The sequence below is a fragment of the Plantactinospora sp. CNZ321 genome (assembly GCF_004217235.1).
The window spans coordinates 4026834-4047692 of record NZ_SHKQ01000001.1; the positions used below are offsets into that span (position 1 = coordinate 4026834).

The following is a 20859-nucleotide window of genomic DNA, read 5'->3' on the forward strand; positions in this document are numbered from 1 at the left end:
CCCATGACGCCAGGTCGACATCCTTTCTGGCGTGCCCACCGCGACCCCGGTCTGATTACAGTGTCGGGGACAGGCCCAGCCATGGTTTGTCGCGGGCGTCGAATCCGGTGAGCTCGGCGACCTTCCCCTCGGCGACGCGCAGGACCGCGATGGCAAACAGCCGGTACTCCGGGTCGTCGGGGGCGCGGAGGTACAGCGCGGCGGCAGGCATCCGGTTGACCGTCGTGGTGATACCGCGCCAGTCGTCGTAGCCACGCTGGAAGAGCCCACTGGAGACCCAGCCGTCCACCGCGTCCTTGGCCGTCATGATCAAGGTGCCCGGCTCGGGCAGCATCGCGAAGCGCAGGTCGTCGCGGAGCAGGGACACCAGCCGGTCGAGGTCGTTGCGCTCATGGGCGTCGATATACGACCTCACCGCGCCGCGCTCGTCATTCGACAGCTCGTGGGTGGCGGGGCTCCGCCAGTCGAGGCGACGGTCGGGCAACTGCTCGCGCATCGTCACACGGGCCCGCTGCACTGCGCTGGTCACCGATGCGACGGTCAGCTCGAGTGCCTCGGCGGCTTTCGACGCCGGCCAGCCGAGGACGTCGCGCAGGATGAACACCGCCCGCTGCCGCGGCGGCAGGTGCTGGACGGCGACGATGAACGCCAGCTCGATCGTCTCCCGCGCCACCACCGATTCCTGCGGGTCCTCGGGGAGCATCCGGTCGGGGTACGGCTGCAGGTACCGCACATCGGAGCCGGGGTCCGGCAGCCCGGACGGTACGGGTGTGCGGTCGTTGCGCTTCTCCAGGAAGTCGAGGCAGGCGTTCGTCGCGATCCGGTACAGCCAGGTCCGCAGGGCCGCGTGGCCCTTGAACGACTCCCGCTTGTTCCACGCTCGTAGGAACGTCTCCTGCGTCATGTCCTGGGCGTCCTCGTAGTTCGCGAGCATCCGGTAGCAGTGCACCTGCAGCTCACGCCGGTGGCGCTCGGTCAGGAGCGCGAACCGCGCACTGTCCCCCGCGCGGACCGCCGCGACGAACGTGGCCTCGTCGGCGCCCAGCCGGCTGGCGTCGGTCATGTCATCAATCCTTCCACCGGTGCGAGAGGGCTAACGAAAGTGACGACGTGGCGGAGGATTTCTGATCGGTGAGGCCACTCACACCAGGCCGTTCGCCAGGCCGGATGGGTCGGGTCGATCCAGGGGACGTGCTGCGCGTGGTGCCAGGCGCGGGTACCGCTCCGGCACCACGCGCAGGACGGTACCGCGAGCAACTACGCGCTCACCCTGGTGGGCAGTGCGGACAGGTCGCAGCCGACGACGGCGTCCGAGTGGGGTACGTGGGCGAGGTCGAGTTCGGCGAGCCCGAGTCGCCCGTACGCATGGTGCAGCGCCGCCACCACGGCGCCCAACGCACCGGAGAGGTCCCCAAGCTCCGCGCTGTGCACGGCCACCGCGGCAACGGGCACGATCTCCCGCAACCGGCCGCCCAGCCGGCCGAGGCCGGGCTTGAGCGCATGGGAGATGCCACCACCGAGGACGATCACCTCGGGCTCGTAGGCGACCACCGCGGCGGTGAGGATGACCAGCAGCGCCTGCTCGACGTACTGCTTGACCGGCACCAGGCGGGAGTCGGTGGAGTGGAACACATCGGCCGGGTTGTCGAACGGTAGGCCGAGGTCGCGTGCCCGGGCAAGGATGCCGGGCCCGCTGATGATCTGTTCGAGCGAGGCTCCGAGCGGGCCGGCCGGCAGGTGCCCGAACTCGCCGACCAGACCGCTGCGGCCGCGGAACAGTCGCCGGTCGATGGCGACGCCAGCACCGAGGCCGGCCCCGATGGTGAACATCACCGCGGTCTGCGCGTCGCGGGCGGCGCCGAAGCGCAGCTCGCCGAGGAGCGCGTAGTTGGAGTCGTTGTCCACCACGAGTCCGGTCGCCAGCCGCCGTTCCAGCAGCCGGAGGAACTCCGGATCCTCCACCTGGGGAAGGTTCGGCGCGTTGGACACCGCGCGGTCGTGCTGGCGGACGGCGCCCGGCAGCCCCACCGCCACGCAGTCGAGCTGGTCCCGGTTGTCGCCGACGGTCTGCAGGACCAGGTCGGCGAGCCAGTTGGCCAGCCGGGGGGCGTCGTAGTCGGTCGGAGCGGGGACGGTCCGGCTCACCAGCGGCGTGGCGGCGAGGTCGGCCACGACCAGCCGGACGTTGGACCCGCCGACGTCAACCCCGCAGACCACGCCGCGTCCGGCGGCGATCGCCACCCGGGTCGCCCGCCGACCCCGGGCGGTGGTCGGAGCGCCGTCGGTCTCGATCAGCAGCCCCTCGTCGAGCAGTTGTTCGACGATGCGCGAGACGGTGGCGGGGGAAAGGTCGGTCTGCTGACCGATGGCCGTGCGGGTCACCGGGCCGTGCGTCAGGACGTGGGCCAGTACGGTCGACCGGTTTGCGAGCCGGGGTGCTCGGGCTTCCACGTCCACCTCTCCACCGATTTATTTTCCGCCCGAATGCTAAGACCCGCCCCGCGGAAGAGCAACACCGCGGTTCCGCGCCGGCCCGGCAAGCAGAGTTACCAAGCGTGGCGCTCCGGTCAGCTGATCGTGCGCACGCTGACCCTGCGCTGCCTACAGACCAGCGGAACAGGGGTCTTTGGTTGGCCAATCGAGTGGTCTGCGTCTCCGGCCGCCCCCTTGACGGAGTGTGATGAACGCGATAATACTTTCAGTCTGAACGGAAATAGAGGTCACCGGCCCCCACCGGTAGGCACCGGAGCCCGGGGTAACGGCACGCGTCTGCCACACGTGCCGCGCCGGTCGCGTCGGAACCCCGTGTCCGTCCGGAGCCACCGGGTCCGGATCCGTTGCTGTGGAGGGAAGGGCAATGAATCTCAGCCGTAGACGTGGGGCCGCCCTGAGCGCGCTCTGCGCCCTGGCACTCATGATCGGTGCCTGTTCTAACGAGACATCCGGTGACGACGGCGGCGCGTCGAGCGGCCCTCGTACCGAACCGAGCCTGTCGTTCGTCGGCCCCGGCGGGGAGACCCCGACCGCCGCCGACCAGCTCTCGCTGACCCCCGAGGAGCAGCAGAAGGTCAAGGACGGCAACTACTCGGCCGCCTTCGTCTGGCACGAGGGTTCCGCGCTGACCAAGGCGGTGGAGTCCGGGGTTCGCCAGGAGTTCGACAAGCTCGGCATCAGGGTACTGGCCAGCACCAGCGCCGAGTTCGACGCGGCCCGGCAGGCCAACAACGTGCAGACCGTACTGGCGCTCAAGCCCGACCTGATCGTCACCATCGCGGTCGACCCCACCGCGGCGGCCACGGCCTTCAAGCCCGCCGTGGACGCCGGCGTGAAGCTGGTCGTGATGACCACCCCGCCGAAGGACTACAGGTCCGGGGAGCAGATCGTCGGAATCGTCACCGCCGACCTGACCGCGTTCGGCAAGGCCAACGCAGAGATGCTCGGCAAGGCACTCGGCGGCAAGGGCAAGGTCGGCTACGTCTACCACGACGCCGACTTCTGGTTCACCAACCAGCGAGACAAGGCGTTCAAGGACTGGCTGGGCTACCTCTACCCGGACATCGAGATCGTCGAGGAGACCGGCTTTTCCGACCCGGCCCGGACCGAGGACATCGCCACCGCGATGCTCACCCGCCACGCCGACCTGAACGGCGTCTACGTCGCCTGGGCCACCGCCGCCGAGGGCGTGCTCGCCGCGACCCGGCAGCAGGGGCGTACCGACGTCAAGATCGTCACCAATGACCTGGAGGCGAACCTCGCCGCCGACATGGTCAAGGGCGGCAACATCGCCGGCATCGTCGCCAACGGCTCCACCCGGCTCGGCCAGAACCTGGGCATCGTCGCCGCCTACGGACTGCTCGGCAAGGAGGCTCCGGAGATGGTCGTCGGGTCGCCGATGGCCGCCACCAAGGAGAACATCGCCGAGGCCTGGCGCGACGACTACGGCCAGGAGCCGCCGGCCGAGGTACTCGGCAACTGACAGCCGCAAACCCGGGGTCCGGGGTCTTCCGGGGGGAGGACCGCGGACCCCGTCCGGGTCGCGTCACCCAGCCCTCGGCCGGGTGACGCGACCGAGGGCGAAGCGATGGGCAAGGAGAAGCCAGATGGGGTACGTCCAGACAGTCCTCGGGCCGGTGGCCCCGGAGTCGCTCGGCCGGGTGCTGAGTCACGAGCACCTCGGCGCGTTGGTGCCCGGGCCGTGGCTGTCCGGCGGTGCCGGTGACCACCGCGCGGACCTCGCCGTCGACGCGGTACGGGGCCTGCCGGAACTGGGCTTCGGCACGATCGTGGACCTGTCCCCGTACGAGGTGGTGGGTCACGACGTGACCCTGCTCCGCGAGGTGGCCCAGCGTACCGGGCTGCACATCGTCGCCGGGTCCGCGGTCTACCTGGAGCCGTACTCGCCGCGCTGGGCGCTGGACGCGAGCGTGGACGAGATGCGGGAGCGGTTCGTCGCCGACGCCACGGTCGGGGTCGGTGACACCGGTGTCAAGGTCGGCATCTTCGGGGAACAGGCCACCGGGCTGAACGAGATCACCCCGCACGAGGAGAAGTGCCTGCGAGCCGTCGCCCGCGCCCACGTCGCCACCGGGCTGTCGGTCAACACCCACACCACGCACGGCACGATGGCGCTGGAGCAGGTCGAGATCCTGCGCGAGGAGAACGCCGACCTCTCCCGGGTCGTCATCGGTCACCTCGACATCAACCCCGACCCGGACTACCTGCGGACGGTGTTGGCGACCGGCGTCAACATCGCCTTCGACACGCTCGGCAAGGAGATCTGGGACTTCGTACTCGCCCCGCTGCCCGCGAACCTGCCGGAGGGCGAGTTCGGCAAGCGGGCGTACCACCGGCCGGACCGCGCCCGGCTGGACGTGCTCGCCGGGCTGGTCCGGGACGGGTACGCCGACCGGATCCTGCTCTCGATGGACCTGACCGGCGCCGAGGCGTACCTGAACCCGGGCACGCACGGCCGCCTCGGCTATTCGTACCTGGGCCGGGAGATCGTGCCCGGTCTCGCCCGGCTCGGCGTGCCGCCGGAGGCGCTCGACCAGATGCTGGTGGCCAACCCGGCCCGACTCCTGACGGTCGGCTGATGGCCGGGCATCCTCGCTCGCCAGCCGGTCCGACCGAGTACGTCGCCGCGGTGGACCTCGGCGGCACCAAGCTCCGGGCCGCGCTCGCGGACCTCGCCGGTCACATCGTCGCCGAGGACGTGCTGGCCACCGATCCCCGGGGCGGGACGGCGGTCGCCGCACAGATCGACGCCCTGCTGCGCGAACTGGCCGTTCGGGGCGGCGTCGACTGGTCCGACGTCCGGGTCAGCGCGATCGGTCTGCCCGGCGCCCCGCACCCGGCGACCGGCACGGTCGAACTCTCCCCGAACGTTTCCGAACTCGGCGGCCTCGACATCCGGGCCGAGCTGGTCCACCGGTTGGGACACCCGGTGGTGCTGGACAACGACGTCAACATGGCGGCCGCCGGGGAGCGGTGGCTGGGCAGCGGACGTACCCACCGGCACTTCGTCTTCGTGGCGGTCGGCACCGGGATCGGCATGGGCATCGTGCTGGACGGGGAACTGGTCCGCGGCGCTCGGGGCGCGGCCGGCGAGATCTCCTACCTGCCGCTGGGCACCGATCCGTTCGATCCGGCGAACCAGATTCGTGGCGCGCTGGAGGAGGCGGTGGCCGGCGCTGCCCTCGCCCGCCGGTACCGCACGGCGAGCGGTGAGCCGGCCAGCGTCCCCGATGTCTTCGACCGGGCTGCGGCCGGCGATCAGGACGCCCGGGCGGCGATCGACGAGGAGGCCCGGTTCATCGCCCTCGGCGTCGCTGCGGTCACTGCCGTCCTCGACCCGGAGGCGGTGATCCTCGGTGGGGGCATCGGCTCCCGGATCGAGCTGGTCGAACCGGTCCGGCGCTGGGTTGCCGCGTTGAGCGCGAACGCACCGGTGATCAAGACCAGCCGGCTCGGCGACCGGGCCGGCCTGCTCGGCGCCGTCGCGGTCGCCCGCCAGGAGGCCGGGATCGATCCCGATCTACTGCCTCAGCTCGATTCGGTGCCGCGGCCCGTCGCGACCGAGCCCGACCGGAGCACCTCGTTCGAATCAGCGGAGGGACGTTAGATGACCCAGACCGATGCGGCGGTGCAGGCCAGGAGCCGGCCGGCCTGGCGCCGAGTCAACTGGCGCGACTACGTGGTCTACATCGGTTTCGCCGTCGTGTTCCTGTTCTTCGCCGTCACCCAGGGCAGCAACGGCTTCCTGACCACCAGCAACCTGACCAACATCATCATCCAGACCGCGCCGATCACCGTCATGGCGGTCGGGCTGGTCTTCGTACTGGCCGCCGGTGAGATCGACCTGTCGATCGGCTCGGTCGTCGCGCTCTCCGCGCTGGTCGGCGCGGTCACGTTGCGGGAGACCGACAACATGCTGCTCGGTGCGGCCGCGGGGCTCGCCGCCGGGGCGGCGGTCGGCCTGGTCAACGGGGTCTTCGTCACCCTCGTCCGGCTGCCCTCCTTCCTGGTCACCCTCGCCACCATGGGGGCGGTGGCCGGGCTGGCCCGCGAGGTCACCGGCCTCCAGTCGGTACCGGTCGGCAACGAGGCGTTCCTCGCCCTCTTCGGCCAGGGTGAGATCTTCGGCATCCCCGGCCTGGTGCTCTGGTCGGCGGCGGCCGTGGTGGTCGGCTACTTCGTGCTGCGGCAGACCCGGTACGGGGCGCACACCCTCGCGGTCGGCGACAACGTGGCCGCGGCCCGGGTCAACGGCATCAAGGTGGTCCGCGTCAAGATCATGGTGCTGATGGGCAGCGCGATGTGTGCCGCCCTCGCCGGTCTGCTGTACGCCGGCCGCCTACAGGGCGCCCGGTACACCCTGGGCGAGGCCGACCTGATGTCCGTGATCGCCGCCGTAATCGTCGGCGGGACCAGCCTGTTCGGCGGCAAGGGCTCCATCGTCGGGGCGCTGCTGGGCAGCCTGCTCATGGGCATGCTCAACAACGGCCTGATCCTGGCCGGGCTCTCCGTGTCCCAGCAGATGATGGCGCGCGGCGCGATCATCCTCGTGGCCGTCTCCCTCTCGCTGCGCGAGAAGCGCGGCTGACCAGGAAGGAAGCAAGGCATGTTTCTGGATCTGCTGCGCCGACGCAACCCGCGCCTGCTGGCCGCCGCCGCGTCCCTGCACCACAGTGGCGACCTGCCAGCCAACTGCTACGCGTTGGACCTGGACACGGTCGCGGTCAACGCCGCCGCGATCCGGGGCGAGGCCGACCGCCTCGGGCTGTCCACCTATGCGATGACCAAACAGGTCGGGCGCAATCCCGACTTCTGCCGGACGATCCGCGACGCCGGCATCACCGAGGCGGTCGGCGTCGACCTGCGGTGCGCGCTCGCCGACCGGCGCGGCGAGCTCGACATCGGCCACCTCGGCCATCTGGTGCAGATTCCCCGGCACGAGGCGGCCACCGCCGCCGCGCTCGCCCCGAGGTACTGGACCGTCTTCGACGACACCAAGGCCGGCGAGGCGGCGGCCGCGAGCGCCGCGAGCGGCCGGGAGCAGGCACTGCTCGCCCGGGTCATGGCCCCCGGCGACCGCTTCTACCGGGGTCACGAGGGCGGCTATCCAGCCGACGAGATCGTCGCGGTGGCGGACCGGCTCGACGCCCTCCCCGGGGCGCGGTTCGCGGGCGTCACCAGCTTCCCGACCCAGCTGTTCGACCCGGCTGTCGGCCGGGTCGTTGCGACCCCCAACCTCGACACCCTGCGGACCGCCGCCGCGGCGCTGCGGGCCGCCGGCCGGTCGCACGTGGAGATCAACGCTCCGGGTACGACCTCCACCGCGGTCCTGGCCATGCTCGCCGAGGCCGGCGCCACGCAGGTCGAGCCCGGGCACGGACTGACCGGCACGACGCCCTGGCACGCGGTCGCCGACCTGGTCGAGGAGCCGGCCGTGCTGTACGTCAGCGAGGTGTCCCACCTGTGGGACGGTCAGGCCTACGTCTTCGGCGGCGGACTCTACGTCGACCCCGTGCTCGGGCTCGGCGGCACCCGCGCCCTGATCGTGCCCCAGGGCGGCGGTCTCGACGACGCCCACCTGGTCGAGGTGGAAATGCCCGCACCGGAGGCGATCGACTACTACGCGATGGCCGACGTCGGTGCGGTACCGACCGTCGCGCCCGGCGACACGGTCCTGTTCGGGTTCCGGCCGCAGGCGTTCGTCACCCGGGCACTGACCGCGGGCCTGACCGGCGTCCGGTCCGGCACCCCGGCCGTGCCCGGGGTCTACGCCGCCGACGGCTCCACGCCGATCCGGCTCGACAGCACCGATCCGCGGGGCGGCACCGATGCGCGTGCCCGCGCGACTGGCAGTACGGGAGGGGCATCATGAGCACGGCAACCCGGAACGCCGTTCCCCCGGCCGGGACGAGCGCCCCGCCGTTGCAGCTGCGCGACATCCGCAAACAGTTCGGTGGGGTCGTCGCGATCGAGCGCTTCGACCTGGACCTGGTCGCCGGGCAGATCACCGCCCTCGTCGGCGACAACGGCGCCGGCAAGTCCACCCTCGTAAAGATCATCTCCGGGGTGTACCAGCCGACCGAGGGCGAACTGCGGATGCACGGCCGGCCGGTGGCGTTCCGGGATGCCTCCGACGCCCGGCGCCAGGGTGTCGAGGTGGTCTACCAGGACCTGGCCCTGGCCGACTCGCAGCCGGTGTACATGAACATGTTCCTCGGCCGTGAACTGACTCGCGGTCCGCTGCGACTGCTCGACCGGCGCCGGATGGCGCGGGAGACCCAGGAGTTGGTGGACGCCCTGGACGTCCGCATTCCCAGTGCGAAGGCGACGATCCGGGATCTCTCCGGCGGACAGCGGCAGGCGGTGGCGATCTGCCGTGCCACCCACTGGGCGAGTGGCCTGGTGCTGATGGACGAGCCGACCGCCGCGCTGGGCGTGGCCGAGACCGCCAAGGTGGAGGAGCTGATCATGAGGCTGCGTGACCGGGGCGCCGCCGTGCTGGTCGTCAGTCACAACCTCGACCAGGTCTTCCGGATCGCCGACCGGGTGGTCGTGCTGCGTCGGGGGCGCCAGGTCGGCGTCCGGGACATCGAGGAGACCAGCCGCAACGAGATCGTCTCGATGATCACCGGCGCGTCTGCGGAGGACGAGCGGCCCTGAGCCGATCCGGGGCGCAATTCCGGCCCCCGCCTCGCCCCTTTCGGGGCGCTGGCGCGGCCGGCCCGGCCTCCCGGTGCGGCGGGTGACGGCGGAGATTTCGGCCAACGCCCGATCCACCGCGCTGCGGCTAACTCGATGGACAGCAGCCGCACCGGCCGCGATCGTTGGTCACACCGCCAGGAGGTGATCACATGCGCCACGACGACATCTGGGACGCCGACGCCGCCCGCCGCTACGACACCCCGGGCAGCGGGATGTTCGCGCCCGAGGTTCTCGGACCCACCGTGGACCGCCTTGCCGAGCTTGCCGGAACCGGACCGGTGCTGGAGTTCGCCATCGGCACCGGGCGGGTGGCCGTCCCGCTCACCGCGCATGACGTACCGGTCAGCGGGATCGAACTGTCCCGCCCGATGGTCGACCAGCTACGTACCAAGGCCGACGAGACGACGATCCCGGTCGTCGTCGGCGACATGGCCACCGCCACCATCGGCGGTCAGTACACCCTGGTCTACCTCGTCTACAACGGGATCTCCAACCTGCTGACCCAGGCCGAGCAGGTCGCGTGCTTCCGCAACGCCGCCCGTCACCTGTTGCCCGGCGGTTGCTTCGTCATCGAGCTCTGGGTGCCTGAGCTGCGCAAACTCCCGCTCGGCCAGGAGGCGGTGGTTTTCGGGGCCAGGACCGGCTACATCGGTCTGGACACCTACGACGTCCTGCGGCAGCAGGTGGTCTCCCACCACTTCCGGTTCGGCGACGGTCGGGACGCGCGGCTGTTCCGCAGCCCGCACCGCTACATCTGGCCGGCCGAACTGGATCTGATGGCACAGCTGGCCGGCTTCGAGCTGGAGTCCCGGCACGCGGACTGGATCGGTTCGGAGTTCACCGCCGAGTCCCGATCCCACGTCTCCGTCTACCGCCTCCCAGCCGCCGGCTGAGGCGCAGCTCAACCCGGGGTCGGAAACCGGTTGAGCCCACCTGGCACGGTCCCATAGGTTGCCAACGCCCGTCATCGTGAGGACAGAGGAAAAGACCGCGTGACCCCGCCCGCTCTCCAGACCTGACACCTTCCACCGCCCACCTGTAGCCGACGACTCCCGTCGGTTCTGCCGGGCCGCCCACGGGCGCCCGGTCATACGGCGCTTGAGGCCGCGCCCATTCGGCCTCGTGTCAGGTCCAAAGAGATCAGGTCTAGAGCTCATGTCTTCACCACCTCATATCGTGCTGCCCTGGGTCGTTCGGCGGACCAGGCTGCCGCTGCTGTCGCTGCGGTGCGTGAACTGTCGGTCAGAATCGGCCACCACCGGCGAGGGCAGGTTCCGCGTCAACGCCAACAGCAAGCTGCTGGACGTGTGGCTGCTGGTCCGCTGCGTGGCCTGCGATCGGACACGCAAGCTCACCGTGCACGAGCGAACGCCGGTCAGCTCGTTCGATCCAGCCGAGCTTCGTGGCTACCGCGTCAACGATCCCGAACTGGTGACGTCCTGGCTATTGGATCCGCTGCTGGCCAGGCGCAACCGCTTCACCCTGGACTGGACCGGGGCCTGGCGGCTGGACACCCCGTCGGCCTGGCTCGACGCGGCATGGCCGGTCCAGGTGAAGGTCGTCTTCGAGGATCCGGTACCGGTACGCCCGGAGCGGCTCATCGCGCAGGGGCTCGGCCTCAGTAGGAACCAGGTACTGCGCCGGGTCAAGTGCGACATCACGCTGCGCCGCTCGACGAGTACCGGATTCACCTTCACCGTGATGGCCGGGGACTAGCCAGGGATGTGCCGGGCGGGGCGACGCTGCCCGCCCGGCCGGGACCGCGACAGTCCGCGCGCTCACCCCGGGGACCGGCGGTCGGTCGACAGGTCGGTCGCCGACTCACTGATCGGAATCGCGGCCTTCCAGGTAGAGACGCCTCCGGTAGATCCACAGACCCAGCCTGTTGGGAGGAGCGCGGTTAGGGCAGGGCGCTGGCCAGGATGGTGGCCACCACGTTGCGGACGGCAGAAGGCTGTGGTGGGCTGCCGTCCTGTTCGGTGGATAGCAGCTGTGCGGTGCCGATCAGGGTGGGTGCGAGCGCGGCGATGTCGGCGTCGGACGCGATCCGGCCGTGGTCGCGTTCGGCGGTCAGGTAGCCGGCGATCATGGCCGTGCCCTCGCCGACGAGTGGGAGCCGGGTGGTGCCGGCGGCACGCAGCCGTGTGCGTAGCTCGTCGCGGGCGATGACGAGGACCACGATCGCCACGGTGACCGGCTCGAAGAAGGTCATCAGGGCTCGGGTCAGGTTGTCGGCGACGGTGCCTGTTCCGGCCGCGTCTCGCAGGGCGGTGGCCTGAGCCTCGATCAGGGCGATGCGGTCCAGCACCAGTTCGGTGAGGAAGGCGTCGAAGTCGGCGAAGTGGCGATGCAGGACGCCCTTGGCGACACCCGCCTCCGTGGTGACCGCCCTGCTGGTCAGGCCGGTGACGCCGTCCCGGACCAGCACCCGCACGGCGGCCTCGAAGAGTTGCTGACGTGGGTCTCGCAGGGCTATGCCGGTCGGCAACGGGCGTCCCTTCCCTGGCTGAACGAGCAGGATTGCTCTAGTGGGCACACGCCCACTAGAGTGGGCGCATGGTCACTATATCGCCCTCCCCCGTGCCGGAACCGCACCGGCACCGTCGCATGGCGGAGTCGTTCGGGATAGACCCGGAACGGTACGACCGGAACCGGCCCCCGTACCCCGACGCCATGATCGAGCGAATCGTGGCCGCGAGTCCCGGCTCCGACTTCCTCGACGTCGGCTGCGGCACCGGCATCGAAGCCCGCCAGTTCCTGGCCGCCGGCTGCTCGGTGCTTGGTGTCGAGACCGATCCGCGGATGGCCGACTTCGCGCGGGGAACCGGCCTGCGGGTGGAGGTGGCGACGTTCGAGGCGTGGGAGCCGGCTGGACGCACCTTCGACGCGGTCGTCTCCGGCACGGCCTGGCACTGGGTCGACCCGGTCGCCGGCGCGTCGAAGGCCGCGGCGGTGCTGCGTCCGGGTGGCGTGCTGGCGCCGTTCGGGCACGTGTACCAGCTGCCGCCCACCGTGGCGGACGCCCTCGCCACGGCATACCGCCGGGTGGCCCCCGACTCGCCGATCAACCTCGCCGACCGGTCCGTAGGCTCGATCCTGGACGGCTACCGGGCGCTGTACGCCAGGGCCGCGGACGGGATCCGCGAGGCAGGCGGGTTCGACGAGCCCGAGCTGTGGCGGTACGACTGGGAGCGCTCGTACACCCGCGACGAACTGCTGGGCCTGATACCCACCTCGGGCGGCCTCACCAGTCTGCCGCCGGACTGGGTGGCAGAGGTACTGGCGGCCGCGAGTGCCGCGGTCGACCGGCTGGGCGGCACCGTCACGCTGCCGTACGCCACCTGGGGTCTCACCGCGATCCGGACCGACAACCAACCGGCCGGAGAGCAACGACCGAGACCGTGACGATCGACGGAACCAGACTCCTGCCCGGCCGTATGGGTTCCGTCGCGCGACGCGTGGTCAGGGCCCGGCCAGTGCCGCGTTTGCCCTGTCCAGGACGACGCCCAGGACGCGGCCTGCGGTGGCCAGGTCCTCGGCCGGCAGATCGCCCCAGAGTCTCTGGGTGATCGGGCCGATCGCGGTGCGGACCTGCGTCCAGCGTGCCTGCCCCTCGTCGGTGACCTGGACGCGGCCGTCGCCGTTGTCGCGCAGGAGCCCTGCGGCGGTCAGTTCGGTGATGCGTTCGGCCACCGCCGCGTGACTGAACTGGGTGGCACCGCCGACCCGGCGGATGAGCTCGGCCCGGTCGGTGGGCCGGTCGCTGGCCACGGTCATCGTCAGGGTCACCCACTGGGGTTCGGTGATGCCGGTCCCGGCGAGCTGCCGGTCCAGGATCGCGTTGAGCGCCTTCTCCGTCTGGCCGATGAGTGCGGTGCCGAAGACCTGGGCTGTGGTCGTCATGATGATCTCCGATTCGTTTACGGACCTAACGTTTATCGTCCTAACGTTTACCGCTGGAACGAAACGTACATCGTTAGTCTGACTAACGCAACCGGCTATGATCAGCGTCATGACCAGCAGAGCCGAGGGCGCGGACATGCCCGACGAAGGCGGCATCACGACACCGGAAAGGCTGCGCCGACGCGCCAGTCGCCTGCTGGCACATCTGTCCGCGCAGTCGGACCGGCTGATGACCCAGGGACTGGCCGCAGTCGACTCCCGCAGGTGGCACTACGCCGTGCTCGCCTCCCTGCAGGAGTACGGCCCGGGCAGCCAGGCCGCACTGAGCCGACGCACCGGCATCTACCGCAGCGACATGGTCGGCGTCCTCAACGAACTGGCGGAACGCGGCCTCGTCGAACGGGCACCGGATCCCGACGACCGCCGCCGCAACGTCATCACGATCACCGCCCAGGGGCGTCGGCAGCTGCGCCGCCTCGACCAGGTTCTGGACGACCTCCACGAGGAACTGCTTGCCCCACTGCTCCCCGCCGAACGCGACCAGTTCGTGCAACTGCTCACCCGCCTCCTGGATCACCACACCCGGCAGACACCCTGGCCGCCGGTCCCCTGACCCCGCAGCACGCGGTGGGCGGCGACCGCCCAGGTCCGGCCGGGCCCGCCGATGTGGGGTCGGCCGCCGTCAACGGATTTCCGGGGGCTCGACGGGGGCCGTCGCCTCCTGATCCCGACGGATCAGTGAGATCCCCAGGCCGCCCGTTTCACGCTGCCCAACCAGGCGTAAGAGAACAAGCAACACCAGAACGTGCCGCGAACGGGTCCCTCCCAGACCGGGATACTCGGAGCGAACACCGACTGCCAATCCACGCCCGGTGTCTACCACGCCTCACTCCGCTACACGGCACCGCGGTTGCCTCGGCGGCAGCCCCACCGGCACGCAGCGGGAGGCGCACTAGACTTCCCCGGCGATGGACGCGCAGAACCCCACTCCGGAGCCGCCGGTCGAGACCCGGCCCTGTGCCCACTGTGGACGGCCGGTGCCCCAGCGGGCGGCGGCGGGCCGACCGTTCCGGTACTGCCGGGACAACGACGGCGCATGCCAGCGGGCCTCCCGCAACCAGCGGATGCGGCACCGCAACGCACCGGGGCTGGCCGGCCAGGTGGCCCGCACCTGGGAGGTCGTCGACCGGCTCGACCAGGTCACCGAGGCACTCGCCGAGGCGCTGCACGCCGAGCTCTCCCCCGCCGGGGTGGAACGCCGACTCGCCGAGGTACGGGCCGAGGCGGCCAGCCAGATCGCGGCGGCGCAGACCGAACGGGACGAGGCCCGCCGGGAGGCCGAAACGGCGGCGGTCACCCTGCGCCAGGCGCAGCAGGCGGCGAGCGCGGCGGTCGCCGACCGAACCGCCGCCCGGGAGGAGTCCGAGCGGGCCGCCCGGACCGCGGAGCGGGCAACAGCCGAGACGGCCGCGGCGCTCGCCGCCCGGGACACGGCCCAGCAGGCGGCGAGCGCCGCCACCGCGCTGCGTACCCAGGCCGAGCAGGACCGCGACGCCGCCCGCCGGGAGCTGCGGACGCTGCGTGCCGAGGCGGACGCCGACCGGCGGCGGCTGGCCGCCCTGACCGGAGAACTCGCCGAGGCGACCCGGGACCGCGATGCGGCCCGGGCCGCATCGGCGCGGGCGGCCCGGTCGGCCGCCGAGGCGCTCAGCCAGGCGGAACGCTTCCAGGCCCTGGCCGCCGAGGCCCGGACCGCCGCCGAGAGCGCGGCCGAGGAATCGGCCCGGTCCCGGGCCGAGGCCGTACGGGCGGCCGACGACGCCGCCCGGGCCCGGTCGACGGCCGCCGCCGCCGGAGCCGACCTGGAGCGAACCCGGGCCGACCTGCGGGCCGCGCGGGACACCGCGGCCGCCGCCGAGGCCCGGCTCGACGCGCTGACGGTACGCCTGTCGGTGGCGGAAGCCGACCGGGACGCGGCCCGGGAGCGGGCCGGCCAGCTCTCCACCCAGGTCAGCGACCTCGCCGCCGCGCTGGCCGGGCTCAGCGCCCGGGCCGTCGCCGACCCGCCGCCCGGCCGACCCGCATCCGCCGGATCCCGTCCGGCCGAACCGGTCGCCGAGCCGTGACCGGCACCGTGCGGCCGGGCCCTACCACCGGGGGCGGCGAGCCCCGGGACGCGGTGGCGCCCGGTGCGGCCCACCGGAAGCCGGACAGCCGACGCAGAACGACATATCTCGCAATTCACCACCGGCGCCGGTGATCTCGATCACCAGTGAGGAGATCCGGCTACGCTCGGAGCGTTTGACCACTTGTACGTTTCTGTCAGCGGGCGGGAATCGCCCAGCCGGCACCTGTCGTTACACCGATAAGAACAAGCACCACGACCGAGGGGAAAGCCGATCATGGGCGAGCGCATGCTGCGCGGGAGCCGTCTGGGAGCAGTCAGCTACGAGTCCGACCGCAACACCGAGCTTGCCCCGCGACAGACCCGAGAGTACCTCTGCGCCAAGGGCCACCAGTTCGAGGTACCCTTCGCCGTCGATGCCGAAGTGCCGATGACCTGGGAATGCAAGTTCGACGGCAGCGTCGCCCGGCTGATCGACGGCAGCGAGCCGGAGCAGAAGAAGGCCAAGCCGCCGCGTACCCACTGGGACATGCTGCTGGAGCGCCGCTCGATCGCCGAACTGGAGAGCATTCTCGCCGAACGGCTCGAAGAGGTCCGGACCCGGCGCGGCCGGGCCTGACCGGTCGCTCACCGGAAAGCACACCACCGCCCTCACGGCCCCGCCGTGAGGGCGGTTCCGTCTGTCTGCCAGCCGCCGGCGGCGGTCAGGGCCGGCGCGGCTCGATGATCTCGCCCTCGATCGCCGCACCCGGCGCGGCCGGCGGCGGAGGTGTCGCCTCGGTCGGCTCCGGACCCGTGTCCGGTCGCGGCTGACCCCGCCGCACCCGCACCCGGCGCGGCCCGAACAGATCCCCGGCGACCTGAGCGGACACCCGCCGCTCCGCCATCCGCTGCACCTGCCCCCGTGCCAGCCGACGCAACACCGGCACCGTCAACAGCAGCCCGACCACCCCGGTGACCAGCCCGGGAATCGCCAGCAGCAGCCCGGCGAGCAGCCCCACCAGCCCGTCGCTGACCTCACTGCCCGGCGGCCGGCCACCCTCCACGGCGGCCCGCAGCCCCCGCCAGGCCCGCATCCCCTCCCGACGCAGCAGGGCCATCCCCAACAGCGACACGGCCAGCACCAGCAGGATCGCCCAGCCGAACCCGATCCACCGCCCGAGCAGCACGAAGACCGCGACCTCCACGATCCCGGTCAGCAGCAGTGCCAGCGGCACGAACCTCACACCTCGGCGCATGTCACCCCATCTGGATGTCGGGCCCGCAAACCCCGTACCTCCAGCATGACACGCCCCCGGTCACGGCCACCGCAGCCGCTGGTCGCCGGCGGTGCCCCGACGGGACCGGCCCGGCGCCACCCGCCGGTCCGCCACCGACCAGAGCGTGACCCGCCACAACGCCTCACCGACGATCACCGGACTCATCTTGCTCGCCCCCCGCTGCCGCTCGGCGAACGTGATCGGCACCTCGACCGTACGCAGCCCGGCCCGGTGCGCCCGCCAGGAGAGCTCCACCTGGAACGAGTACCCCTGCGAGGCGACCGAGTCGAGGTCCAGCCGGGCCAGCGCCGGCACCCGGTACACCCGGAACCCGCCGGTCGCGTCGGACAACGGCATCCCCAACGCCACCCGGGTATAGAGGTTGCCGCCCCGGGACAGCAACCGCCGGCGCCACGGCCAGTTCACCACCTGGCCGCCGGGCATCCAGCGGGAACCGATCACCACGTCCGCGTCCCGGGCCGCGTCCAGCAGCCGGGGCAGCTCCTCCGGGGCATGCGAGCCGTCGGCGTCCATCTCCACCACGGCGTCGTAGCCGCGCCCGGCCGCGAACGCGAACCCGGCCACGTAGGCGGCACCCAGGCCCTGCTTGCCGGGCCGGTGCAGGACATGCACCCGACCGTCCGCCTCCGCCATCCGGTCCGCGATCGCACCCGTGCCATCCGGACTGTTGTCGTCGACGACCAGGACCTCCACCGACGGCGCCGCCCGATGCACCCGGTCGACGATCAACCCGATGTTGTCGGCCTCGTTGTAGGTCGGCACCACCACCAGGACCCGGCCCACCCCCGGATAGCCGTTTCGGTCATCCGTCGACTCATTCACCGCTCCTCCGCATCCGCCGGGTCGCCGGCCGTCGCCGTACCGACCCCGGGAAGCGGACGCCGGCGGGTCAGCGTCGCGGCGGCCAGCGCCGCGACCGCCATGGCCAGCAGTACCATCTCCGGCCACAGGCCGACCCGGGTGGCGACCGTACGGCCCTCCCCGAGGTGCATCTGCCAGGTCACCACCGCCCTGGTGTTGAACCCGGTCGCCCCGGTTACCCGCCCGTCGGCCCCGACGAACCCGGAAACACCGACCGTCGAGGCCATCAACGCCTCCCGGCCGTGCTCCACCGCCCGCAGCCGCACCATCGCCAACTGCTGCTCCGCCTCCGCCACGTTGAACGTGGCGTTGTTGGTCTGCACGACCAGCACCTGCGCGCCACCAGTCACGGTGTCCCGGACCACCTCGTCGTAGGCGACCTCGAAACAGATCACGTCGCCGAGGGTCACCCCGCCGACCCGCAACACCCCCGGCTCGGTGCCGGCGACGAAGTCGCTGCTGACCCGGTCGACCTCCTTGCTGACCATCCGGGCGATGTCGCGCAGCGGCACGTACTCGGCGAACGGCACCGGATGCCGCTTGACGTACATCTGCGAGCGGTCCAGCCCGGTACCCGGCAGCCACACCAGCCCCGCGTTGCGCACCTGCCCCTCGCCCGGACCGAGCAGCACCGCGCCGACCAGGATCGGCGCCCCGACCGCGTCCGCCGCCTGCGAGATCCGCAGCCCCGCCGACTCGTCGCGGGTCGGGTCGACGTCGCTGGAGTTCTCCGGCCAGACCACCAGGTCCGGCTGCTCCGCCTCGCCGTCGGCGACCTGGCGGGCCAGCTCGATGGTGGCCTCGACGTGGTTGTTCAGCACCGCCCTCCGCTGGGTGTTGAAGTCGAGCCCGATCCGGGGCACGTTGCCCTGCACGATCGCCACCCGGACGGTGCCGGCCCCGGCGCCGGCCAACGGCACCAGCAGCCCTCCCGCGACCAGCGCCGCAGCCCCGGCGACCAACCCGGCCCCACCCAGCCAGCCGGCCACCGGCCGGAACCGCCACGGCCGCCACACCGCCACCACCAGCAGCCCGCCGGCCACCGCCACCACGAAGGTGACCAGCGGCGCACCCCCGTACGCGGCCAGCCGCAGCACCGGCGAGTCACCCTGGCTGAACCCGAGCCGCCCCCACGGGAACCCGCCGAACGGGGTCCGGTCCCGCAGCGCCTCCTGCGCCACCCACAACACCCCGGTGACCAGCGGCCACGACCAGCGGAACCGATCCACCAGCGGACCGGTGAACGCCAACGCCAGCCCCAGCAGCCCCAGATAGCCGGCCTGCAACCCCGACAACAACAGCCACGGCACGTTACCGGTGTAGAGATTCGTCCAGCTCAGCATCGGCAGGAACAGCGCCAGCCCGGCGACGGTGCCGAGCCCGAACCCGGCCCGTAGCCGCCGCCGGTGCACGGCCACCGACAGCAGCGCCACCCCGACCGGCGCCAGCCACCACACCCCGTACGGCGGAAACGCCACCAGCAGCACCAGCCCCGCACCGACCGCCGCCGGCAGCGCCAGCCACAGCGGCAGCGGCCGCGCGGTCGACCCGGCCGGCCGATCCCCACCCTCGGCAGTCTCCGTCGGCTCGGCCGTCACCACTGTCACGCGCGCCTCACGTCTTCTCGAACGCCACCGGCCGGAGTGCCGGTGAGACCACCTGGAGAAGGCTACCGGCCGGGCCGGAACGAAAATCGGGGCGCGACCGACAGGCCGCGCCCCGATGCTCCCAGGCCCTCCCCGGCCGGTGTGGTAGGGCGCACAACACGACCTTCGGACCGACCGGACGTGAACTGGCTGTTCCCGTCGAGCCGTTGTCTACTGGCCGCCTGCAAAACCCTGCCCGAGCACCGGTAACCGCAGCCGGTTCGCGCCGCCCCGCCGACCCCCGCCCGCTGGACCTGGCCGTTGCGACGACACGAACACATGCCGCTCGGCCAGCGGACGAAGGGACGAAGCGAACAACAGCCGCTTCCCGTTGGTAGGACTCAAAGACGGTACGTGGTACCCCCCGGGCACTGTCAACCGCCCCCGGCCAGTCGTCCGGATCCGGCGGCGTGTCGGAGCCGGCGCGCCGCTACCCATCCGGTTCATCTCCCGGCTGCCCGCCGGACACCGCCCGGCAGCCGTGACCACCGGCCAACAGGTGCCGACGCAGCAGCCCGGCCGCCGCCACCGGATGCGGCCCCGCCAACAACCCGGCCGCCGCCAACACGTACGTGAGGTCGACCACCGTACGGGCCGACCGGGGCAGCGCCCAGCCACCGCCGTGATCGGTCAACACCCCGTCGAGCAGCCCGGCCCCGGCCGCCACCGACCCGGCGTGCCGGAACACCCCACCGGAGCCGACCAGCAGCCGCACGTCCCGCAGGTCCCGCCCCGGCTGCCCCGCCGCACCACCCCGGGCGTGCCGGCGAACCGCCACCACGGCGGCCAGCGCCGCGATCCGCCGCTCCGCCACCCGCTCCGGGTCGTCTACCACCAGCCGGCCCGGTTCGGCCGCCAGCGTCGCCGCCACCGCCGCCAACGGACCCTCCTCGCCCGACGACAGCAGTCGCTCCGCCACCGCCGCCCGCACCACCCCGGGCGCACTCCACCGCATCCCCAGATCACCCTCGACGGTCCGGGCCCGCCACAGCGTCCCGGCCGCCGGCCGGCCCGGACCACCCGCCCGCTCGTCCGGCACCAGCACCGAGTACACGTCGGTGGTCGCCCCGCCGACGTCGACCACCAGCAGGTCCCCGCCAAGCTGGTCGGCGAGCGACTCCACCCCGGTCAACACCGCATCCGGGGTCGCCGCCCGGACCAGCCGGGCGAACCGGCCACCCCGGGACAACCGCTTGCCGCCGATCACATGCCGCAGGAACACCTCCCGGATCGCCGCCCGGGCCGGCCCCGCCGCCAGTACGCCGATCGACGGCAGCACATTCCCGGTGACCGTCACCGGCACCCCCGCCCGGCCAACACCTCCCGGACCGCCGGGGCCGCCGCCGCGTTCCCGGCCACCACCACCGGCACCCGAAAGCGCGCCCGGGCCAGCCGCCCCGCATTCGCGGTCAACACCTCCGCGTCACCGCCGTCGGTCCCACCGACCAGCAACACCACGTCCGGCCGGGCCGCCCGCAACACCGCCAGCCCCGCACCGTCGAGCCGCCCCGCCCCGACGTGCACCACCCGGGCCCCGGCCGACAACCCGACCTGGTGCCCGGCCCGAGCCGTGACCAGCTCCTCGTAGCCGAGAACCGCCAGCCGCAGCCCACCCCCGGCCGACGAGCAGACATACCACGGCGCCGACGCCGCCCCGGACAACCCCGCCGTCGCCTCCGCCACCGCCGCGTCCAGCCCGTGCAACACGTCCGTGCCGACCGTGGTCCGGCGCGACGCCGAGGCCAGCAACTCGCCGTCGGCGAGATCCACCACCGCCACCTTGGTCCAGGTGGAACCGACGTCGGCGCAGACCGCGTACGAGCCCACC

At 72.1% G+C, this 20859-nt stretch carries 19 protein-coding genes and 1 pseudogene; 12 read left to right on the forward strand and 8 right to left on the reverse strand.

From position 1 onward, the window contains the following. Positions 1-55 precede the first annotated feature (55 nt). Entirely contained in the window at positions 56-1063 is a 1008-nt protein-coding gene (locus EV371_RS17665) for an RNA polymerase subunit sigma-70 (protein ID WP_130463015.1), read from the reverse strand. Between the two features lie 194 nt (positions 1064-1257). Continuing rightward, positions 1258-2451: an ROK family transcriptional regulator gene (locus EV371_RS17670; protein ID WP_130463016.1), complete on the reverse strand. Its 1194-nt coding sequence runs from the start codon at positions 2449-2451 to the stop codon at positions 1258-1260. 406 nt (positions 2452-2857) lie between these two features. Between EV371_RS17670 and EV371_RS17675 the strand changes: the two genes are divergently transcribed. From EV371_RS17675 to EV371_RS17710, 8 genes are all read left to right on the forward strand, one after another. Further along, on the forward strand, positions 2858-3976 hold the full coding sequence (locus tag EV371_RS17675; RefSeq protein ID WP_130463017.1) for a substrate-binding domain-containing protein: 1119 nt from the start codon (positions 2858-2860) through the stop codon (positions 3974-3976). Positions 3977-4100: 124 nt separating this feature from the next. Next, entirely contained in the window at positions 4101-5093 is a 993-nt protein-coding gene (locus EV371_RS17680; protein WP_130463018.1) for a phosphotriesterase family protein, read from the forward strand. Beyond that, positions 5093-6121, forward strand: a complete 1029-nt coding sequence (locus EV371_RS17685; protein ID WP_130463019.1) for an ROK family protein — start codon at positions 5093-5095, stop codon at positions 6119-6121. The genes EV371_RS17680 and EV371_RS17685 overlap by 1 nt, the downstream gene beginning before the upstream one ends. Continuing rightward, entirely contained in the window at positions 6122-7102 is a 981-nt protein-coding gene (locus EV371_RS17690; protein WP_130463020.1) for an ABC transporter permease, read from the forward strand. Between the two features lie 18 nt (positions 7103-7120). Beyond that, on the forward strand, positions 7121-8386 hold the full coding sequence (locus EV371_RS17695) for an alanine racemase (protein ID WP_130463021.1): 1266 nt from the start codon (positions 7121-7123) through the stop codon (positions 8384-8386). Continuing rightward, on the forward strand, positions 8383-9174 hold the full coding sequence (locus EV371_RS17700; RefSeq protein WP_130463022.1) for an ATP-binding cassette domain-containing protein: 792 nt from the start codon (positions 8383-8385) through the stop codon (positions 9172-9174). Before EV371_RS17695 ends, EV371_RS17700 begins: the two co-directional genes overlap by 4 nt. A gap of 191 nt (positions 9175-9365) precedes the next feature. After that, the gene (locus tag EV371_RS17705) at positions 9366-10109 is read left to right on the forward strand and encodes a class I SAM-dependent methyltransferase (protein WP_130463023.1); all 744 of its coding nucleotides are present in this window, start codon (positions 9366-9368) and stop codon (positions 10107-10109) included. 262 nt (positions 10110-10371) lie between these two features. After that, positions 10372-10932, forward strand: a complete 561-nt coding sequence (locus tag EV371_RS17710; protein ID WP_130463024.1) for a DUF1062 domain-containing protein — start codon at positions 10372-10374, stop codon at positions 10930-10932. Positions 10933-11116: 184 nt separating this feature from the next. On the opposite strand, the gene EV371_RS17715 is transcribed toward EV371_RS17710, so the two are convergent. After that, the gene (locus tag EV371_RS17715) at positions 11117-11704 is read right to left on the reverse strand and encodes a TetR/AcrR family transcriptional regulator (protein WP_130463025.1); all 588 of its coding nucleotides are present in this window, start codon (positions 11702-11704) and stop codon (positions 11117-11119) included. 119 nt (positions 11705-11823) lie between these two features. Between EV371_RS17715 and EV371_RS17720 the strand changes: the two genes are divergently transcribed. Next, on the forward strand, positions 11824-12621 hold the full coding sequence (locus EV371_RS17720; protein ID WP_486484949.1) for a class I SAM-dependent methyltransferase: 798 nt from the start codon (positions 11824-11826) through the stop codon (positions 12619-12621). A 57-nt stretch (positions 12622-12678) separates the two neighbouring features. Here EV371_RS17720 and EV371_RS17725 read toward each other — a convergent pair whose 3' ends face one another. After that, the gene (locus EV371_RS17725) at positions 12679-13119 is read right to left on the reverse strand and encodes a helix-turn-helix domain-containing protein (protein WP_130463027.1); all 441 of its coding nucleotides are present in this window, start codon (positions 13117-13119) and stop codon (positions 12679-12681) included. A gap of 109 nt (positions 13120-13228) precedes the next feature. Between EV371_RS17725 and EV371_RS17730 the strand changes: the two genes are divergently transcribed. The 3 genes from EV371_RS17730 (at position 13229) to EV371_RS17740 (ending at position 15863) form a co-directional block, all read left to right on the forward strand. Beyond that, positions 13229-13732, forward strand: a complete 504-nt coding sequence (locus EV371_RS17730) for a MarR family transcriptional regulator (protein WP_130463028.1) — start codon at positions 13229-13231, stop codon at positions 13730-13732. A 355-nt stretch (positions 13733-14087) separates the two neighbouring features. Continuing rightward, on the forward strand, positions 14088-15245 hold the full coding sequence (locus EV371_RS17735; protein WP_486484671.1) for a hypothetical protein: 1158 nt from the start codon (positions 14088-14090) through the stop codon (positions 15243-15245). Between the two features lie 276 nt (positions 15246-15521). Then, positions 15522-15863, forward strand: a complete 342-nt coding sequence (locus tag EV371_RS17740; protein WP_130463029.1) for an RNA polymerase-binding protein RbpA — start codon at positions 15522-15524, stop codon at positions 15861-15863. A gap of 85 nt (positions 15864-15948) precedes the next feature. Here the strand turns inward: EV371_RS17740 and EV371_RS17745 are convergent, their stop codons facing one another. The 4 genes and pseudogenes from EV371_RS17745 to EV371_RS17760 form a co-directional block, all read right to left on the reverse strand. Next, complete coding sequence (locus tag EV371_RS17745; RefSeq protein ID WP_130463030.1) at positions 15949-16482, reverse strand: FxsA family protein; 534 nt, start codon at positions 16480-16482, stop codon at positions 15949-15951. A 60-nt stretch (positions 16483-16542) separates the two neighbouring features. Beyond that, on the reverse strand, positions 16543-17346 hold the full coding sequence (locus EV371_RS17750) for a polyprenol monophosphomannose synthase (RefSeq protein ID WP_349339308.1): 804 nt from the start codon (positions 17344-17346) through the stop codon (positions 16543-16545). After that, complete coding sequence (gene lnt / locus EV371_RS17755) at positions 17343-18983, reverse strand: apolipoprotein N-acyltransferase (protein ID WP_486484950.1); 1641 nt, start codon at positions 18981-18983, stop codon at positions 17343-17345. The genes EV371_RS17750 and lnt overlap by 4 nt, the downstream gene beginning before the upstream one ends. Before the next feature lie 478 nt (positions 18984-19461). After that, positions 19462-20858, reverse strand: a pseudogene (locus EV371_RS17760) (glutamate mutase L). Position 20859 lies beyond the last annotated feature (1 nt).

Excerpts from the sequence above, each read along its gene's own strand:
- EV371_RS17665 (WP_130463015.1), bottom strand. The coding sequence starts at position 1,063 with ATGACCGACGCCAGCCGGCTGGGCGCCGACGAGGCCACGTTCGTCGCG.
- EV371_RS17675 (WP_130463017.1), top strand. The coding sequence starts at position 2,858 with ATGAATCTCAGCCGTAGACGTGGGGCCGCCCTGAGCGCGCTCTGCGCC.
- EV371_RS17680 (WP_130463018.1), top strand. The coding sequence starts at position 4,101 with ATGGGGTACGTCCAGACAGTCCTCGGGCCGGTGGCCCCGGAGTCGCTC.
- EV371_RS17685 (WP_130463019.1), top strand. The coding sequence starts at position 5,093 with ATGGCCGGGCATCCTCGCTCGCCAGCCGGTCCGACCGAGTACGTCGCC.
- EV371_RS17690 (WP_130463020.1), top strand. The coding sequence starts at position 6,122 with ATGACCCAGACCGATGCGGCGGTGCAGGCCAGGAGCCGGCCGGCCTGG.
- EV371_RS17695 (WP_130463021.1), top strand. The coding sequence starts at position 7,121 with ATGTTTCTGGATCTGCTGCGCCGACGCAACCCGCGCCTGCTGGCCGCC.
- EV371_RS17700 (WP_130463022.1), top strand. The coding sequence starts at position 8,383 with ATGAGCACGGCAACCCGGAACGCCGTTCCCCCGGCCGGGACGAGCGCC.
- EV371_RS17705 (WP_130463023.1), top strand. The coding sequence starts at position 9,366 with ATGCGCCACGACGACATCTGGGACGCCGACGCCGCCCGCCGCTACGAC.
- EV371_RS17710 (WP_130463024.1), top strand. The coding sequence starts at position 10,372 with ATGTCTTCACCACCTCATATCGTGCTGCCCTGGGTCGTTCGGCGGACC.
- EV371_RS17720 (WP_486484949.1), top strand. The coding sequence starts at position 11,824 with ATGGCGGAGTCGTTCGGGATAGACCCGGAACGGTACGACCGGAACCGG.
- EV371_RS17725 (WP_130463027.1), bottom strand. The coding sequence starts at position 13,119 with ATGACGACCACAGCCCAGGTCTTCGGCACCGCACTCATCGGCCAGACG.
- EV371_RS17730 (WP_130463028.1), top strand. The coding sequence starts at position 13,229 with ATGACCAGCAGAGCCGAGGGCGCGGACATGCCCGACGAAGGCGGCATC.
- EV371_RS17735 (WP_486484671.1), top strand. The coding sequence starts at position 14,088 with ATGGACGCGCAGAACCCCACTCCGGAGCCGCCGGTCGAGACCCGGCCC.
- EV371_RS17740 (WP_130463029.1), top strand. The coding sequence starts at position 15,522 with ATGGGCGAGCGCATGCTGCGCGGGAGCCGTCTGGGAGCAGTCAGCTAC.
- EV371_RS17745 (WP_130463030.1), bottom strand. The coding sequence starts at position 16,482 with ATGCGCCGAGGTGTGAGGTTCGTGCCGCTGGCACTGCTGCTGACCGGG.